General features: G+C 71.9%; 17 protein-coding genes and 1 tRNA gene. 9 read left to right on the top strand and 9 right to left on the bottom strand.

Annotation, left to right across the window (positions count from 1 at the left end):
* Positions 1-14: 14 nt before the first annotated feature.
* The 4 genes from DWB05_RS00780 to DWB05_RS00765 are packed head-to-tail and all read right to left on the bottom strand — an operon-like array spanning position 15 to position 3,958.
* The gene (locus DWB05_RS00780) at positions 15-929 is read right to left on the bottom strand and encodes an LpxL/LpxP family acyltransferase (RefSeq protein WP_114374002.1); all 915 of its coding nucleotides are present in this window, start codon (positions 927-929) and stop codon (positions 15-17) included.
* On the bottom strand, positions 926-1,930 hold the full coding sequence (gene lpxK, locus DWB05_RS00775) for a tetraacyldisaccharide 4'-kinase (protein WP_198669021.1): 1,005 nt from the start codon (positions 1,928-1,930) through the stop codon (positions 926-928). The genes DWB05_RS00780 and lpxK overlap by 4 nt, the downstream gene beginning before the upstream one ends.
* A 22-nt stretch (positions 1,931-1,952) precedes the next feature.
* On the bottom strand, positions 1,953-3,269 hold the full coding sequence (locus DWB05_RS00770; protein ID WP_114373998.1) for a 3-deoxy-D-manno-octulosonic acid transferase: 1,317 nt from the start codon (positions 3,267-3,269) through the stop codon (positions 1,953-1,955).
* Positions 3,266-3,958 carry a lysophospholipid acyltransferase family protein gene (locus DWB05_RS00765; RefSeq protein WP_157967017.1) on the bottom strand — a complete coding sequence of 231 codons (693 nt, stop codon included), beginning with the start codon at positions 3,956-3,958 and terminating at the stop codon, positions 3,266-3,268. Before DWB05_RS00765 ends, DWB05_RS00770 begins: the two co-directional genes overlap by 4 nt.
* A 78-nt stretch (positions 3,959-4,036) precedes the next feature.
* Here DWB05_RS00765 and DWB05_RS14535 point away from each other — a divergent pair, with 78 nt between their 5' ends.
* Both DWB05_RS14535 and DWB05_RS14530 read left to right on the top strand, forming a co-directional pair.
* Positions 4,037-4,486, top strand: coding sequence for a hypothetical protein (locus DWB05_RS14535; RefSeq protein ID WP_157967016.1), 450 nt, complete (start codon positions 4,037-4,039; stop codon positions 4,484-4,486).
* A 3-nt stretch (positions 4,487-4,489) separates the two neighbouring features.
* Positions 4,490-5,053 (top strand): hypothetical protein, encoded by a 564-nt coding sequence (locus DWB05_RS14530; protein ID WP_157967015.1) that lies wholly within the window; start codon positions 4,490-4,492, stop codon positions 5,051-5,053.
* Here DWB05_RS14530 and DWB05_RS00755 read toward each other — a convergent pair.
* Entirely contained in the window at positions 4,938-5,999 is a 1,062-nt protein-coding gene (locus DWB05_RS00755) for a glycosyltransferase family 4 protein (RefSeq protein WP_114374231.1), read from the bottom strand. The two genes, DWB05_RS14530 and DWB05_RS00755, sit on opposite strands and share 116 nt — an antisense overlap.
* A gap of 46 nt (positions 6,000-6,045) precedes the next feature.
* Positions 6,046-6,888: a UDP-2,3-diacylglucosamine diphosphatase gene (locus tag DWB05_RS00750; protein WP_114373992.1), complete on the bottom strand. Its 843-nt coding sequence runs from the start codon at positions 6,886-6,888 to the stop codon at positions 6,046-6,048.
* A gap of 168 nt (positions 6,889-7,056) precedes the next feature.
* On the opposite strand from DWB05_RS00750, the gene DWB05_RS00745 reads away from it, so the two are divergent.
* Positions 7,057-7,953 (top strand): diacylglycerol/lipid kinase family protein, encoded by an 897-nt coding sequence (locus tag DWB05_RS00745; RefSeq protein ID WP_157967014.1) that lies wholly within the window; start codon positions 7,057-7,059, stop codon positions 7,951-7,953.
* A gap of 7 nt (positions 7,954-7,960) precedes the next feature.
* Here the strand turns inward: DWB05_RS00745 and DWB05_RS00740 are convergent, their stop codons facing one another.
* Positions 7,961-8,458, bottom strand: coding sequence for an MAPEG family protein (locus tag DWB05_RS00740; RefSeq protein WP_114373989.1), 498 nt, complete (start codon positions 8,456-8,458; stop codon positions 7,961-7,963).
* 6 nt (positions 8,459-8,464) lie between these two features.
* Positions 8,465-9,424 (bottom strand): acetyl-CoA carboxylase carboxyltransferase subunit alpha, encoded by a 960-nt coding sequence (locus DWB05_RS00735; protein ID WP_114373986.1) that lies wholly within the window; start codon positions 9,422-9,424, stop codon positions 8,465-8,467.
* A gap of 114 nt (positions 9,425-9,538) precedes the next feature.
* On the opposite strand from DWB05_RS00735, the gene DWB05_RS00730 reads away from it, so the two are divergent.
* From DWB05_RS00730 to DWB05_RS00705, 6 genes are all read left to right on the top strand, one after another.
* A tRNA-Thr gene (locus DWB05_RS00730) sits at positions 9,539-9,610 on the top strand.
* Positions 9,611-9,767: 157 nt separating this feature from the next.
* Positions 9,768-10,637 carry a UTP--glucose-1-phosphate uridylyltransferase GalU gene (gene galU, locus DWB05_RS00725; protein WP_114374228.1) on the top strand — a complete coding sequence of 290 codons (870 nt, stop codon included), beginning with the start codon at positions 9,768-9,770 and terminating at the stop codon, positions 10,635-10,637.
* A gap of 25 nt (positions 10,638-10,662) precedes the next feature.
* Positions 10,663-11,970 carry a UDP-glucose dehydrogenase family protein gene (locus DWB05_RS00720; RefSeq protein WP_114373983.1) on the top strand — a complete coding sequence of 436 codons (1,308 nt, stop codon included), beginning with the start codon at positions 10,663-10,665 and terminating at the stop codon, positions 11,968-11,970.
* Between the two features lie 28 nt (positions 11,971-11,998).
* Positions 11,999-13,411, top strand: a complete 1,413-nt coding sequence (gene pgmG / locus DWB05_RS00715) for a phosphoglucomutase/phosphomannomutase PgmG (RefSeq protein WP_114373980.1) — start codon at positions 11,999-12,001, stop codon at positions 13,409-13,411.
* 188 nt (positions 13,412-13,599) lie between these two features.
* Positions 13,600-13,947 (top strand): gamma-glutamylcyclotransferase family protein, encoded by a 348-nt coding sequence (locus tag DWB05_RS00710; RefSeq protein WP_114373977.1) that lies wholly within the window; start codon positions 13,600-13,602, stop codon positions 13,945-13,947.
* Between the two features lie 45 nt (positions 13,948-13,992).
* The gene (locus DWB05_RS00705; RefSeq protein WP_114373974.1) at positions 13,993-15,510 is read left to right on the top strand and encodes a glycosyltransferase family 39 protein; all 1,518 of its coding nucleotides are present in this window, start codon (positions 13,993-13,995) and stop codon (positions 15,508-15,510) included.
* Here DWB05_RS00705 and DWB05_RS00700 read toward each other — a convergent pair.
* The gene (locus tag DWB05_RS00700) at positions 15,480-16,736 is read right to left on the bottom strand and encodes a glycosyltransferase family 4 protein (RefSeq protein ID WP_198669013.1); all 1,257 of its coding nucleotides are present in this window, start codon (positions 16,734-16,736) and stop codon (positions 15,480-15,482) included. The two genes, DWB05_RS00705 and DWB05_RS00700, sit on opposite strands and share 31 nt — an antisense overlap.
* Positions 16,737-16,742: the final 6 nt, after the last annotated feature.

Here is a 16,742-nt window from a genome sequence, read left to right as displayed (position 1 = left end):
GCCGTGCGCCCCCGTCAAGGCCCCCGGGCGTAGAGCGCCTTGTCGAAGCGGCGGTGCACCCAGAGCCATTCGGCGGGGCGCTCCCGCGCCCAGGCCTCGATCAGGTCGTTCAGCCGCTGCGTCAGCGCGGCCACCGCCGCATGCCGATCCCCTCCCTCGGGCAGGGCGATGGGGGGGAGCACCTCGAGCCGGAACCGGGCGGGGCCGAGCCGCACCGCGCGGGCGGGGACGAGCGGGCAGCGGAAGCGGAGCGCGAGATGGGCGGCGGCCGGGGCGGTCATCGCCGGGCAGCCGAACAGGCGGGCCTCGATGCCGTCGTTCATCTTCTGGTCGACCAGCATGCCGACCACGCCGCCCGCCTTGAGGTGGGCCAAGGTGGCGCGCGCTCCGGCCGGGCCCTTGGGCAGCATCACCGCCCGCCCGCCCATCGCGCGCGTGCGGATCGCTGCGATCAGCGCATCGAGGTGGGGGTTGGCGATGGCGCGATAGACCACACCCGGGATCACGCCGCGCCGCGCCGCCATGGGCAGTTCGATCTCCCAGTTGGCGAAATGGCCGGAGACCAGGATCCATGGCCCGCCCGCGCGCGCCGCGGCGTCGAAATGCTCCACCCCCGCCACCTCGACCGCCGCTGGGTCGGCGACGATCGCCTCCAGGCAGGCGAGTTCCGCCGCCGTCCGGCCGAGATTGTCCCACATCGCGCGCAGCACGCCCGCGCGCCAGGCCTCGTCGCGGTCGGGGAAGGCAAGGCGCAGATTGACCCGCGCCACGTGGCTGACGGGGAGCCAAGGCCCGAGCAGGCGTCCGACCAGCCCGCCGAGGTCGGAGGCGCGGCGGGGCCCAAGCGCCCGCAGGAGGCGGAAAAGGGCACGGACGAGAAGCGCCTCCGCCCGCCAGCGGAGGCGGAGCCACGGCGAGGTGTGGCTCACGCGGGCAGGGGAAGGGGATCGGGCGCTGCCCGCGCGAACAGCGGGTCGAGAAGCCCCGCCAGCGCCGCCTCATCCTCCCAAGCGAGCCCGACGCTCACCACCGCCACGCGATGGCGGAAGGCGGGCGGCACGCGCACGATGTCCTTACGGGTGGTGACGGGGATGGCCTTCAGCGCCTCCGCCTCGGCGAGGATCGCGCGCAGGTCGTCCTCGTCGTACGGATAGTGGTCGGCGAAGGTTTCGCGCCCGACCAGGATCGCGCCGGCTTCCGCGAGGGTGTCGAAGAACTTGCGCGGGTTGGCGATGCCGGCGAAGGCGAGCACGGGGCGGCCGGCGAGCGCCTTCGCCTCCGGCCCGGGAACGAGGCGGGCGCGCAGCACGGGCAGGTCGGGCGGAAGGTCCTCGAGCGCCCCCGTCTCGTCCGGCCCGATCAGCACCGCCGCCTGCACCCGTGCGGCGGCGGCGGAGACCGGCTCGCGCAAGGGCCCGGCCGGGATGATGCGGCCGTTGCCGAAGCCGAAACTGCCGTCGATGACGAGGAAGGAGAGGGTCTTCTCGAGCGTCGGGTTCTGCAGCCCGTCATCCATGACGATCGCCCCCGCCCCGCGCGCCACCGCCTCGCGCGCGCCGGCCGCGCGATCGGCCGACACCCAGGTCGGAGCGACGGAGGCGAGGAGCAGCGCCTCGTCGCCGACGTCGTAGGCGGTGTGGCGGGCGGGATCGACCGGCACCGGGCCCTTCAGCCGCCCGCCATAGCCGCGCAGCAAGCCGTGGGCGGCGATGCCGCGCCGCTGCAGACGGATCAGGAGATCGATGGCGACGGTGGTCTTGCCGGCCCCGCCGGCGGTGACGTTGCCGCAGCAGATCACCGGCACCGGCGCCTTCCAGCCCTCGCGCGCCACACGCCGGCGCGTGGCGCCGGCATAGAGGGCGGAAAACGGCGAGAGGAGGAGGGCGGGCAGACCGCCGCCGCCAGGCCGCCAGAACTCGGGTGCGCGCAGCATCGAGCCTCGGTCTTTCAGGTCAGCCTTTCGTCTCCCGGGGGATGAGGCGTAGCAGGGCCTGCACGGTGCGGTCCAGGACACCCTGGTGCGGTGCAGCGAAGGCCGCGCCGGCCTTGCCCGCCGCCTCGCGCCAGGCGGGGTCGCGGACGAGGCGGACGACCCAGTCGGCGAGCGCGCCGGGGGTGTGCACGCGGCTCGCCGCTCCGGCGGAGACGAGGCCTGCAGCGATCTCGGCGAAATGCTCGGTGTGGGGGCCGAGGGCGACCGGCCGACCGAGGCGGGCTGGCTCGAGCGGGTTCTGCCCGCCCTTCGCCACCAGCGACCCGCCGACGAAGGCGCCGAGCCCGAGCCGGTAGGCGAGGCCGAGTTCGCCCAAAGTGTCGAGGACCCAGACCGAGCCGACAGGGCCTTCGCCGGCCGACCGCCGCGTTGCCGGAAAACCCAGCCGGTGCGCGAGACCGGCCACTCCCGCCCCGCGTTCCGGGTGGCGGGGGGCGAGGATGAGGCGGAGATCCGGCAGCGCCTGGCGCGCCAGCGCATGGGCCTCGAGCACGCGTTCCTCCTCGCCGGGATGGGTCGAGGCGGCGACCCAGACGGGGGCCGAGCCGAGCACGGCGGCAAGTCGGGCGCGTTCCGCCTCGTCGACCGGCAGGGGCGGGGCGGCGAATTTCAGGTTGCCGGCGGGGGCGAGCGGCGGCGCGCCGAGCCCGGCCAGCCGGGCGGCGTCCGCCGCCGACTGCGGCAGGATGATGGAGAAGGTGCCGAGCAAGTGCGTGGCGAGGCTGCCGGCGCGGCGCCAGCGCGCCGCCGAGCGGGGGGAGAGACGGGCGTTGATCAGCGCGGCTGGAATGCGGCGGGCGGCGACGGCGGCAAGCAGGTTCGGCCACAGCTCGCTTTCCACGAAGGCAGCCGCGTCGGGCCGCCAGTGGTCGAGGAAGCGCGCGATCCAGGCCGGGACGTCGAGCGGCGCGAACTGATGGATCAGCCAGGGCGCACCCGGGAAGATGCCCGAGCGGGCGGGGTCGGCGGCGAAGCCAAGGCGAGCCGGGATCAGCCGTGCCGCGGTGACGGTGGCGGTGGTGAGCAGCACGGCAAGGTCGGGACTTCCGTCGCGAAGACGCGGCAGCACCGGCAGGATGGACTGGGTTTCGCCCACCGAGGCGGCGTGGATCCAGAGCAAGGGTCCCGGCGGGCGAGGGAGGGTGCTCCTGCCGCGGCGTTCCCCGAGGCGGGCGGGGAACTCCTTGCCGCGCGCGGCGCGCAGCGCGAGCCAAGCCGGCAGGGCGGGAGCGGCGGCGGCAGCGGCGAGGCGCCAGATCGTGGCGACGGCGGTCATCGCTCGCCTCGGGCGAGTGCCTCGGCGCGGGCGGCGGCGCGATCCATGCCGGCGCTGATCCGTGCGAGGAGCGCCTCTTCGGTTTCGTCCGCGCCAGGGGTGATCGGCTCGCCATAGACCAGCCCGCCGCGTGAGAAGGGGAAGGGCAGTGCCATGCGGTCCCAGGTCCGCAGCATGCGACGGCGAGCGACGGCTGCGCCGAGCGGAACCACCGGCCGTCCCGACAGGAGCGCGAGGCGGGCGACCCCGGGCTGGGCCAGGCGGCGCGGCCCGCGCGGCCCATCGGGGGTGATGGCCACCGTGTGCCCGGCCTCGAGCAGGCGAAGGAGGTCGCGAAAGCCCTCGAGCGCGCCGCGCGTCGAGGAGCCGAAGGTGGCGTCCACGCCGAGACGCCGCGCGATGTCGGCGATCAGCCGCCCGTCGCGGTGGCGGCTGACCAGCACCACGCAGCGCATCGGCCCCGGGTCGGGGTCGCCCGCTTCGCGATGCGTCCAGAGGGCGGGGGCGAGCGGGATCTGCTCGTGCCAGAAGGCGCCGATGGCGGGGCTGCGCGCGGCCCAGACGGCGCGGGCGTGCTCGCGCCCCTCCGTGCGCCAGCGCGTGGTGCGATGGACGAGGCGGAGCCACGCGGCGAGCAGGCGCGCGGCGAGGGCGAGGGTCGCGGGGTGGCGCGCGAGACGCTTCAGCATCGCGGGCGGGCGCGGAGAGTTGAGGGACGTGGATCGGACAAAGGGGGGGACCCGAGGAGAAGGACTGCGTCGGAGCCGATGGGCCGCTACCCAGCACCGCAGGCGAAAGCCCGGCGCCATGGGATCTGGTTCACGGTCGGCCTTTTCCGGGCCGACTCGACAGGCTATGATCCGTTAATCTTGTCAAGACGGCAGCCGGTGAGCGGTTCTAGCTCGCCGAGCCGCGACGGCCGGGAGACCGCCATGCGAAAGAGATCCGACGTCGAGCGGATCGTGAAGGCAGAGTTGAGCAAGGCATTCAAGGGCCGGCAAACCCCTTTCGATCTTGACTGGGACGTGACCGACGACGAGGTCGCGGAACCGGTCCTGAACATCTCGGTTCGGCTGCCGCAGGGCGAAAGACCGGAGATCACGCGGACGATCGCCATGCTCCCCATCACCATCCGGCAGGCGCTGGCGGAGAGTGGCACGGACGTGCTGGTGCACGTCTGGTTCCCCGACGACGAGGTCGCAGAAGCGGCCGATTGAGCCGTGCCGGCCTCTCTCGGTGAGAGCCTGATCGAGACGGCCAAGCGGCTTCTGCCCACAGAGCCCGGTCGCCCGCGGCAAAGCGACCTAAGACGTGCCATCAGCACGGCCTACTACGCGGTCTTCCACACGCTCGCGAAGTCGAATGCCGATCTGCTCGCGCTCAAGTCGGACGGCGTGCTCGAGCGGGCCTGGTCGCAGGTGTACCGCGCGCTGCAGCACGGAACCTTCGCGCAAGACGACCGCACGAAGCGCTTAAAAGAGTTTCCTAAAAAGGTTCAAACCTTCGTCGACATCTTCGATGAATTGCGCCACGCTCGCCACGCGGCGGACTATGATCCGCACCGGAAATTCACGGAGGCCGAAGCCCGGTCGGCTATCGAGCGAGCGGTCAACGCGCTCTTACTCTTCGACGACATCTCGGAAAAGGACAAACGCGCTCTCGCCGTGCTCAGTCTGCTGCCGCTGCCGAAGGCTGTTCGAAGCGCAAACCTTGATCCGGGGCCGCCGGCTGTGGGATCGGGGCGAGGCGTTCGAGCAGAATCTCGGCGCAGCGGCGCCAGCTGAACCCCTCCGCATAGGCGCGACAGGCGGCGCGATCGAGCGCGATCGCCGCCGTCGCCGCCCGGCCTAGGTCCTCATCGAGCACGCCGACCGGGGCGCCGTCGATCACATCCAGCGGGCCCGGCACCGGATAGGCGGCCACGGGCGTGCCGCAGGCCAGGGCCTCGATGAGCACGAGGCCGAAGGTGTCGGTGCGCGAGGGGAAGACGAACACGTCCGCTTCCGCGTAGGCGCGGGCGAGCTCCTCGCCGAACTTGGCCCCCAACCAATGCGCCGCGGGGAACCGCTTCTCCAGCGACGGCCGTGCCGGCCCGTCCCCCACCACCACCTTCGAGCCCGGGAGGTCGAGCGCGAGGAAGGCCTCGATGTTCTTCTCCACCGCCACCCGCCCCACGTAGAGGAACACCGGGCGCGGCAGGCCGAAGCCCGTGCGGTCCTCGCGTGGGCGGAAGAGGGCGAGATCGACCCCGCGCGTCCAGGCGGCGACGTTGCGGAAGCCGCGCGTGGCGAGCTCCCGGTGCAGCGAGGGTGTCGCGACCAGCACGGCGGCGGAAGGGGCGTGGAAGCGGCGCATCAGCCGCCACGTCAGGCTCTCCGGGATGCCGAGGCGGGCGCGCAAGTACTCCGGGAAGCGGGTGTGGAAGGCGGTGGTGAACGGCCACCCCCGCGCGAGGCAGAGGCGGCGGGCGGCAAGGCCGAGCGGGCCTTCGGTCGCGATGTGGATGGCGTCGGGCCGGAAGTCGTCGACGAGGCGGCGCAAACGTCGGCCAGGAAAGAGGGCGAGGCGCACGGAGGGCTCGGTGGGTGCGGGGATGGTGCGGAAGCGATCGGGGCCGATCACCTCGACCGTATGGCCCATGGCGCGCAGTTCGTCGGCGACCGTGGTGAGGGTGCGCACCACGCCGTTCACCTGCGGCGTCCAGGCATCGGACACGATCAGGATCCGCACGGGCCCGTCGGCTTGGAAAAACGGCAAGCCGTCGGCGTCAAGCCACTCAGGCTGCTTCGGGGACCCGCGCGTCTTGCGCCTGAGCCGCGCGCGAACGCTGAGCGCTGCGGTGCGGAGCCTCCCAGAACGAGAGCCGGTTTTCCGCCGCCCAGTCGACGAGTTCGATTCGGCCGTCGAAGTGCTCGACGATGGCGGTGCAGCTCTCAACCCAGTCCCCGTCGTTCAGGTAGGTGACGCCGTCGACCTCGCGGATCGCGGCATGGTGAATATGGCCGCAGACGACGCCATCGCACCCCCGGCGGCGCGCTTCCGCCGCCAGTGCGGTCTCGAAGCGGTCGATCGCCTTCACCGCCTCCTTCACCTGCAGTTTGAGCCAGGCGGAGAGCGACCAATAGGGGTAGCCGAGGCGGCGGCGGATCGCGTTGAACCAGCGGTTCACCACCAAGGCCGTCGTATAGGCCCAATCTCCGAGCAAGGCGAGGAACTTGGCGTAGCGGACGACCGAGTCGAACTCGTCGCCATGCATCACGAGCAGGCGGCGGCCGTCGGCGGTGACGTGCTCGGCCGAGCCGCGCAGGCGGATGCCGGCGAAGTCCATCGGCATCCAGGCGCGAAAGAGCTCGTCATGGTTGCCGGGGATGTAGGTGACCTGGGTGCCCGCGCGCGCCTTGGCGAGGATGGTGCGCAGGATCTCGTCGTGCGTCTCGTCCCAGTACCAGGAGCGACGAAGCCGCCAGCCATCCACGATGTCGCCGACCAGATAGAGGTGTTCGCAGCGGGTGCGGCGAAGGAAGTCGAGCAGGAAGTCGGACCGGCAGCCCCGCGTGCCGAGATGCAGGTCGGAGATGAAGACGGTGCGGTAGGAGCGGATCTGCAGCGGGGCGTTCATGCCCGAGTCGGTCCTTCGCCAGCGTTGGCCTATGGCCCTCTACGCATCTCCCGGTCGAGTTGCCATGAACATTTCATGAAAAGAGCGAACGTCATCGTTTAATCGATTGGCCTTTCCATCGTCATCGGAGTGTCACCCTCCTTGGATATTCTCAGGGCTTCGGCTGCGGTGCCGACCGCACGCGCGCGTCTTCACATCATCTTCAACCCGACCGCTGGGGCGCGCCGCCGCCACCGCCTCGAGGTGGTCCGCCGCGCCTTGGTCGCGAGAGGGGTCGCGGTCACGATCGCGGAAACCGACCGGCGCGGTCACGCCGAGGCGCTCGCCCGCGAGGCCGTGCGGGACGGCGAGCGCCTCGTGGTCGCTGCCGGGGGCGACGGCACCATCGCCGAGGTGGCGAACGGCCTTGCCGGGTCGGGGGCCGCGCTCGGCGTGATCCCGCTCGGCACGGCGAACGTGATCGCGCACGAATGGGGCCTGCCCTTCGGCCCAGAGGCGATCGCCGAGGCGCTCGTCGCCGGCCGCACGCGGCCGCTGCATCCCCTGCTCGCACGCTTCGCCGACGGCTCCGGACGGCTCGCCCTGCAGATGGTCGGGGTCGGGCTCGACTCGGCGGTGGTGGCGGCCCTGGACGCGAGGTTGAAGCGACGCCTCGGCAAGGCCGCCTACGTGCTGGAGACGGTGCGGCAGATCTTCGCCTGGCCCTTCCCGCGCCTTGACCTCCGCCTGGATGGGCAGGCGATGGAGGTCGCGCAGGTCATCGCCACCAAGGGGCGCTTCTACGGCGGGCGGCTCCTGCTCGCCCCGCACGCGCGCGCCGATGCGCCGGGCTTCGTCGCCTGCCTGTTTCCCGGCCGCGGCCGGCTTGCCGCCATCCGGGCCGGGCTCGCGCTGCCGCTGAACCTGCTGCCGCGGTTGGGCGGGGTCGCCTTCCGCCACGCCCATCGGCTCGAGATCGCCGCCCCGGCCGGCTTGCCGGTGCAGGCGGATGGCGACCTGATCGGTCTCACCCCCGTATCGGTCGCGGATGCCGAGACGACCATCCCCCTCGTCGTGCCCGGCTGAGCGCGCGTCAGAGCTGCCCTAGCCAAGCCCACAGCGCCCAAGCGAGCGTACCGAGGACGACCGTAGCGGTGGCGCCCATGCCGGGGGCGCGGCCGAGGGGGTGGATCGCGTAGCCCGCCCAGAACAGGAGGCGCGAGAGAGCGAAGACGAGCCCGAGCGCGACCAGCGTGCCGGCACGCGCAGCCTCGAGGACGGCGAGGGCAAGGAGGGCGGGGGCGAAGAGCAGCGTCTGCTCGACCGTATTGGTGATCACCCTCTGGCCGAGCTTCAGCGCGCGAGGATCCTCGCGCGAGGCGGGGTCGATCGCCCCCGAGACGAACCTCAGCCCCATCTGCGTGAGCACCATCGCGGCGAGCACCACCGCCCCGGGCAGCAGCGCGGCGAAGCCGGCCACGAGCGGGGCGAGGGAAACGTCGGCGAACAGGCGGAAGAGCAGGAACGCCTCGATCGCGGCGAGCGCGGCGCCGAGCGCCGAGAGCAGGAGCGAGGCGAGGCGCGGCCCCACCCGCGCTCAGGCCGAGGCGGGCTGCCGCCCCATGGCGAGGAACTTCTCCTCGCGCGCGGCGACGAGCTCGGCACCCCCCTTGCCGGCGAGGTCGGCGAGGGCGGCGGCGATCGCCTCCCCGGCGGCATCGATCGCGGCCTCGGGGTTGCGATGCGCCCCGCCCAGCGGCTCGGGCACGATGGCGTCGATCAGCCCGAGCGCCTTCAGGTCGGCCGCCGTCATCTTCATCGCCTCCGCCGCCGCCTCGGCCTGGGCGGCATCGCGCCAGAGGATGGAGGCGCAGCCCTCGGGGCTGATCACCGAATAGACCGCGTGTTCGAGCATCAGCACGCGGTCGGCGGCGGCGAGCGCGATCGCCCCCCCGGAGCCCCCTTCGCCGATGATGGTGGCGACGATGGGCACGGGGGCGTTCAGGCAGGCCTCGATGGAGCGCGCGATCGCCTCCGCCTGGCCGCGCGCCTCCGCATCGATGCCCGGATAGGCGCCGGGGGTGTCGACGAAGGTCAGCACCGGTAGCCCGAAGCGGCCGGCGAGCTCGAGCACGCGGCGCGCCTTGCGGTAGCCCTCGGGCCGGCTCATGCCGAAGTTGTGCGCCACGCGCCCTTCCGTGTCGTCGCCCTTCTCCGTCCCCAGCACCGCCACCGCCCGGCCGCGGAAGCGCCCGAGCCCGGCGAGGATGGCGCGATCGTCGGCGAAGGCGCGGTCGCCGGCGAGCGGGAGGAAATCCGCGATCAGGCGGGCGACGAAGTGCTTGGCGTGCGGGCGGGCGGGGTGGCGGGCGACCAGGGTCTTCTGCCACGGGGAGAGCTTGGCGTAGGTGGCCGCAAGCAGCTTCTCCACCTTCTGGGTGAGGGTCGCGATCTCCTCCGCGATGTCCACCTCCGCCGCTTCCGGCAGGCGGCGGAGTTCCTCGATCTTGCCTTCCAGTTCGGCGATCGGGCGTTCGAAGTCGAGGAAGTGACGCATGGGAGGCGCGGGCTAGCACGAGGGGAGGCCGCCCGGAAGGGCGCCCCTGATGGGGCAAGGGCACGGCGGCCTTGCGGCGGAGCGGCGGCAGGGGCTAATCGGCGAAGGATCGAGGCCGGGTTAGCACAGCGGTAGTGCAGCGGTTTTGTAAACCGAAGGCCGGGGGTTCGAATCCCTCACCCGGCACCGCCCTTGCCCCCTTTCCCGCGCCGCGCCGGCTGTGGCAGGAACGCGCGTGCCAACGTTTTGTTGACCGTGGGCGGGTGATCGTCCCGGCGGCGGTCGGCAGAGGCCGACCATCGTCGCCCCGCCTGTCAGGTCCGTTCCGCGCGAGGTGCTTCTCTTGCCCAAGCCCCTGAAGAAGGCCGTCCTGCCGGTCGCCGGTCTCGGCACGCGCTTCCTGCCCGCGACCAAGGCGCTGGCCAAGGAGATGCTGCCCGTCGTCGACAAGCCGCTGATCCAGTACGCGGTGGAGGAGGCGCGGGCGGCCGGCATCGAGCAGTTCTGCTTCGTCACCGGCCGTGGCAAGACCGCGCTCGTCGAGCATTTCGACGTCGCCTACGAACTCGAGGCGACCTTGCGCGAGCGATCGAAGACCGAGGCGCTCGCCCTGCTCGCCACCACCTCGATGCCGCCCGGGTCGGTGATGAGCGTGCGCCAGCAGGTGCCGCTCGGTCTCGGCCATGCTATCTGGTGCGCGCGCGCCTTTGTCGGCGACGACCCCTTCGCCATCCTGCTGCCCGACGACCTCGTGCTGGCCGACGTCTCCTGGGTGAAGCAGCTCGCCGAGGTCTACGAACAGACGGGCGGCAACGTGGTTGCGGTGGAGGAGGTGCCGCGCGAACACACCTCGCGCTACGGTATCCTCAAGGTGGGACACGACGATGGACGCCTCGTCGAGGTCACGGGCCTGGTCGAGAAGCCGAAGCCCGAGGAGGCGCCCTCCACGCTCTCCATCATCGGCCGCTACATCCTGCTGCCCGAGGTGATCGGCGAACTCGCGCGTTTCGAGCGCGGGGCGGGCGGCGAGATCCAGCTGACGGACGCGATGGCCCGGCTGATCGGCCGCCAACCCTTCCACGGCCTGCGCTGTGAGGGGCGGCGGTTCGACTGCGGCGACAAGGCGGGCTTCCTCGAGGCGCAGATCGCCTTCGCCCTGAAGCGGCCCGATCTCGCCGACAAGGTGCGCGCGTTCCTCGGGCGATACGTCTGACCGGCCGGGCGAAGGAGGGACCTCGGTGCACATCGCGATGATCGGCGCGGGCTATGTCGGCCTCGTCTCCGGCGCCTGCTTCGCCGAGTTCGGCATCGACGTCAGCGTCGTCGACAAGGACGAGCGCAAGATCGCGGCACTGAAGCAAGGCCGCATCCCGATCTTCGAACCGGGGCTCGACGAGCTCGTGAAGTCCAACGTCGAGGACGCGCGTCTTCATTTCACCACCGACACGGCAGAGGCGGTGAACAAGGCGGACGCGGTGTTCATCGCCGTCGGCACGCCCTCGCGCCGCGGCGACGGCCATGCCGACCTTTCTTACGTCTTCGCCGCCGCGCGCGAGGTCTGCCAGGCGCTGACGGGGCCGACGGTGCTGGTGACGAAATCGACCGTGCCGGTGGGGACGGGGCGCAAGGTGGCCGCACTCGCGAAGGAGCTTCGCCCCGAACTCGACATCGCGGTCGCCTCCAATCCCGAGTTCCTGCGCGAAGGCTCGGCGATCGGCGACTTCATGCGGCCCGATCGCGTGGTGATCGGCACCGAGAGCGACCGCGCGCGGGCGGTGCTGAAGCGACTCTATCGCCCGCTCTACCTGATCGAGACCCCGATCGTCTTCACCGGCCTCGAGACCGCCGAGCTCATCAAGTACGCCGCCAACGCCTTCCTCGCCACCAAGATCACCTTCATCAACGAGATCGCCGATCTCTGCGAGAAGGTGGGGGCGGACGTGCACGACGTGGCGAAGGGGATCGGGCTCGACGGCCGGATCGGGCGCAAGTTCCTCCACCCTGGCCCTGGCTTCGGCGGTTCCTGCTTCCCGAAGGACACGCTCGCGCTGGTGCGCACCGCACAGGACGCGGGCAGCCCCGTGCGCATCGTCGAGACCGTGGTGGCGGTGAACGATGCGCGCAAGGCGGCGATGAGCGAGCGCGTGATCGCGGCCTGCGGCGGCTCCGTCGCCGGCCTCACGATCGCGGTCCTCGGGCTCACCTTCAAGCCGGAGACGGACGACATGCGCGATTCCCCCTCGCTCGCCATCGTGCCGCGGCTGATCGAGGCGGGGGCGACGATTCGCGCCTATGACCCCGAGGGGATGGAACAGGCGCGACCGCTCCTGCCGCCGGAGGTCGTCTATTGCCGCGACGCCTACGACGCCGCCACGGGGGCCGACGCGCTCGTCGTCATCACCGAGTGGAACGAGTTCCGCGCCATCCCGCCCGCACGGCTCGCGCAGGCCATGCGCGGGCGGGTGGTGGTCGATCTCCGCAACATCTTCGACCCCGCGGCGATGCGCGAGGCGGGGTTCCGTTACACTTCGATCGGCCGGCCGTGAGGCGTGCGGCTCTTGCGGGGGAGATGACATGACGTTCACGCATCGTTTCGATCCCACCACGTTGCGCGAGTACGACATCCGCGGCATCGTCGGCCGTACGTTGGGCGAGGCGGACGCCTATGCCATCGGCCGCGTCTTCGGCTCCATCGTCGCCCGCAAGGGGGGCGCCACCGTCGCCGTCGGGCGCGACGGACGCCTCTCCGGCCCGGCGCTGGAGGGCGCGCTGGTGCAAGGGCTCGTCGCCTCGGGGCTCCGCGTGCTGCGCATGGGGGTGGGGCCCACACCGATGCTCTACTACCTCGATCGGGCCCGCGAGGCCGACGGCGCGATCCAGGTCACGGGCAGCCACAACCCGCCCGACTACAACGGCTTCAAGATGGTGCTCGGGCACAAGCCCTTCTTCGGCCCTGCGATCCAGGAGCTCGGGCGGATGGCGGCCACCGGCGATGTCGTGCCGGAGGCGAAAGGCTCGGTCGAGGAGGTCGACATCGCCGAGGACTATGTCGCACGCATCCTGCGCGACTGGGACGGCGGCGAACGGGCGCTCGCGGTCGTGTGGGACAACGGCAACGGGGCGGCGGGCGAGGTGCTGAAGCGCCTCGTCTCCCGGCTGCCCGGCCGGCACGAGATCCTGTTCCCCGAGATCGACGGCACCTTCCCCAACCACCACCCGGACCCGACGGTGCCGAAGAACCTCACGCACCTGATCGCACGGGTGCGCGAGACCAAGGCCGACCTCGGGGTCGCCTTCGATGGTGACGCCGATCGCATCGGCGTGGTTGACGACGAGGGCGAGGTGCTGTTCGGCGACCAGATCCTGCTCGTGCTGGCGCGCGACGTGCTCGCCACTCACCCCGGGGCAACGATCATTTCGGACGTGAAAGCCTCGCAGGTGCTGTTCGATGCGATCGCCGAAGCCGGCGGGCGGCCCTTGATGTGGAAGACGGGCCACTCCTTGATCAAGGCGAAGATGGCCGAGACCGGCTCCCCGCTCGCCGGCGAGATGTCGGGGCATGTGTTCTTCGCCGACCGCTGGTACGGCTTCGACGATGCACTCTACGCCGCGGTGCGCCTGCTCGGCGTCCTGGCGCGGGCCGGGGTGAAACTGTCCGACGTGCGCAAGGCGCTGCCGCGCGTGCTGAACACGCCCGAACTCCGCTTCGATTGCGACGAGGCGCGCAAGTTCGCCGTGGTGCGCGAGGTGGCGGAGCGGCTGAAGGCCGCCGGCGCGGAGGTGGACGACGTGGACGGCGTGCGGGTGAAGACGGCCGACGGCTGGTGGCTGCTGCGCGCTTCCAACACCCAGGCCGTGCTGGTCGCGCGCGCCGAGTCGGTCGCCGGCGAAGCGGGGCTCGAGCGGCTGAAGGAGGCGCTCGCCGAGCAACTCGCCCTGTCGGGGATTGCCGCACCCGACTTCTCCGGCGCGCACGCCGGGCACTGAGAGAGGGCCGCATGCCTGCGCGTTCCGCACTCGAGCGGAGCCGGCGGGAATGGGCGTGATTCGGTGGAAGGCAAGCGAGGCGACAGGCGCCACGACCCGCACGATGGACGCGTGGTCGCCCGCTGGAACGCCGGCAGGGCGAGCGGCCATGTGGCGTCGCCCTCGACGATCGCCGACAAGGTGAACGCTTGGCGCGGGACAGCCTCGCGATGCGGATCTTCCTCTACGGCACGCTGATGGACCCCGAGGTGGCCCGGCGCGTTGCGGGCGAGGATCGTTTCGTCCGCGAAGCGCGCCCGGCCCTGCTGCCGGGCTGGCGCAAGACGCTGCTGCGCGGCACGCCCTTCCCGACCCTGGTGCCGGAGGAGCGGTCGGTGGTGCATGGCCTGCTCGCCGAGGTTTCCCCCCGCACGCTCGCCGGCCTGCACGTCTACGAAGGCAGTCTTTACCGATTTGTCACGGTGCCTGTGCTCAGCGAAGGGCGGAGGGTGGCGGCCCGGGCCTGGATCGCGCCGCCCTGGCGTGCCCTTCGCTGAGAGGGTTGCGTCGCCGCGCCGGGTGAGCGGTGAGGAGATGTGATCATGCGACTACATTCGGTGGGTGGCGCCGTCACGGCGCCGTTCGCGGTGGCACCATCCGGTTTTCCCTGGCTCGCCACCGCCGGGCTGATGGTGGTCGCCGCCGCGCTGCGCCTTTACGGCCTGACGGCGACCTCGCTCTGGATCGACGAAGGCTTCAGCCTGAAGTTCGCCGAGCCTGGCGCGTCATTTTGGACGCTTTTGTTCGGGGACATCCATCCGCCACTCTACTATGCCCTGCTCGCCGGCTGGCTGGTGCTGTTCGGGGTGAGCGAGTGGACGATCCGCTCCCTCTCCGTCGTGTTCGCCGTGGCGACCATCCCGCTCGTGGTGGCGATCGGCCGCCGCTTCGGCGATGACCGCCGCGCGCTCGTTTCCGGGCTGCTGTTCGCGCTGTTCCCGCTGCACATCCAGTACAGCGGCGAAGGGCGGATGTATGCCCTGCTCGTGTTCATCGCGGCGGTGGCGATGCTGGGGGCGGTCGAGTTCGCCCGGTTTGGCCAGGATCGTCGGCGCGCGACGCGAGGCGCGCTGCTGTTCGCCTTCGCCGCCACGGGGGCGGTGTTCACGCAGATGATGGGCGCCCTGCTGATCCCCTGCTGCGGCCTGTCGATGCTGATCGGCTGGGCCGTCGCCGGCTTTCCGGCCGTCGCCCTCCGCCCGCTGCTGGTCGGCTGCGCGGCGCTCGCCGCGGGGTTGCTGGCTTGGGCGCCGATGGCCTTGCGTTTGGTCGCCAATGCGGCGGTGCACGGGGACTGGTGGTTTCCGCAACCGTCCTTGCGCGTGGTGGCGGAGGTGATCGGCAGCCTGCTCGGCCAGAAGGTGTCGGTGCTGTTCGGCATTCCGGGCGGCGCCGCCGCCGCGGCGGCGGTGGCGGGGGTCGCGATCGTCGGCGTGTGGACCCTGCGCAAGGACCTGCTCGCTCTCGCCTTCCGCGTCTGCTGCCTCGTCCTGCCGTTCCTGCTGTCGCTCACGGCAAGCGTCCTGTTCCGGCCCGTGTTCATTCTGCGCACCCACCTGTGGACGCTGATCCCGCTCGCCATCGTCCTCGCGCACGGCGTGTTCGGCGTCGCGGGCCGGCTCCGCATCCCGGTTGCCGCCGGTTTGGGCGCCGTCCTGCTGGTCGGGCTCTACGGGCACCATGTCGTCTGGCAGCGGCCGGACTGGCGGGGGCTCCGCAGCCACCTGTCGGCGCGCCTTGGCGAGGATGATCTTGTCCTCGCCCCTGCCGCGCTCGGCGTGCCGGAACTGATCCACTTCTATTCGCCCACCGCCGTTCCGCGCGCACGGCTGATTGGCAACGAGGTGGCGCTGCGCGGCGCCGTGGCGGAGGCGACGGGCCGCGCGGTCTGGCTCGTTTCGGCACCGTGGCACGACCGCGTGCCGCGCGCCGAGGTTGTGCGGGCGCTCGGCGCAAGCCATGTCGTGGTCGAGACGGTCCCCTTCCACCGCATCGACCTGCTGCGCTTGCAGCCTGCACCTGGTCCCGCTCAATCGCGCGAAGCGGCTGGCGGCGGCTGAGCGGAGCCCTTGGCCGAAGCGGTGCAGAGGTCGAGGAAGCTTCGCGTTCGGGCACGCCAATCGCGGCTCGATGAAACCGCAAGGGCCCCAGCTGCGAGGCGGGCAGCCAGGGCGTGGTCGGTGAGCACGCGGATCACCGCGGCGGCGATCGCGAAGGTATCCTCGCCATCGACAACGAGCCCGGTCTCGCCGTCCGCGATCGCTTCCGGCGTCCCTCCGGCACGGCCGCCGATCACCGGCCGCCCGCAGGCTTGGGCCTCCAGCACCGTCATCGGGATGCCGTCGACCTCACCTGGCTCCTCCCGATTCGGCAACACGACGACCTCGGCGAGGCGATGAAGGGCGGGCATCCGCTCGGGCGGCACCGCGCCGAGGAAACGCACCGGCAAGCCCTGCACCTGCGCCTCGAGGGCGGGCCTTTGCGGACCCTCGCCGGCGATCAGCAGCGCGGCATTCGGCACTCGGGCGAGAACGGCGGGCAGGGCAGCAATCAGCCGATCCACCCCCTTGCGGGGCACGAGCCTGGTTGCGGCGAGGATCACCCGGCGCCCGACCATGCCGAGGGCCGCGGCGAGCGCGCCGTCCGGCGGGCCGGGGCAAAAGCGGTCGAGATCGACCCCGTTCGGCAACAACACGATGCGGTCGCGCGGCACGCCATAGGCCGCCTCCAGCCGCCGAGCGGCGAAGGCGGAGGCGGCGACGACGGCATGGGCGGCTGCGAGATGCCGGCTTCGGCGAGCGACGGCGCGCGGATCCGTCTGCACCAGGTCGTCGCCGTGGCAGTAGACGAGGGCGCGAAGCCCCATGGCGCGGCGCACGAACGGGACGAGCCAGCCCACCGTCTCGTCATCGCACACGCACACCGCAGAGACCCCGTGCCGCCGCGCCAGCCGCGCAACGCTGGCGGCGAGCAGGGTCGCCCGCGGCGCCCAGGCGAGGGTGGCTGACAGCCGGCCGCCGAGGGGCGGCCGAACGAGGTCGAGCCGATGCACGGCGTAGGGGACCGACCGATCCGCCTCCCGCCAGCCCGGCCGCTCCTCCCCTGTGCGGTGATCGCGCCGCGACGTCAGCACGGCGATGGCGCCGTTCGCATGGCGGGCGAGCGCTTCGTAAACAGCGGCCGATCCGCCGAGCAGCGGAGGGAAGGTGTGCGCGACCAGCAGGCAGAGCGCCCGCCGCCTCGCCTCACCGGCCTTCGGCTCCCCCGCGATCTCGTCGCGCGTCACAGTGCA

The organism is Elioraea thermophila (ex Habib et al. 2022) (assembly GCF_003336755.1).
GTDB lineage: Bacteria > Pseudomonadota > Alphaproteobacteria > Acetobacterales > Acetobacteraceae > Elioraea > Elioraea thermophila.
The sequence above is the reverse complement of the archived record's forward strand: the minus strand, read 5'-3'. Positions and strand labels throughout refer to the sequence as shown.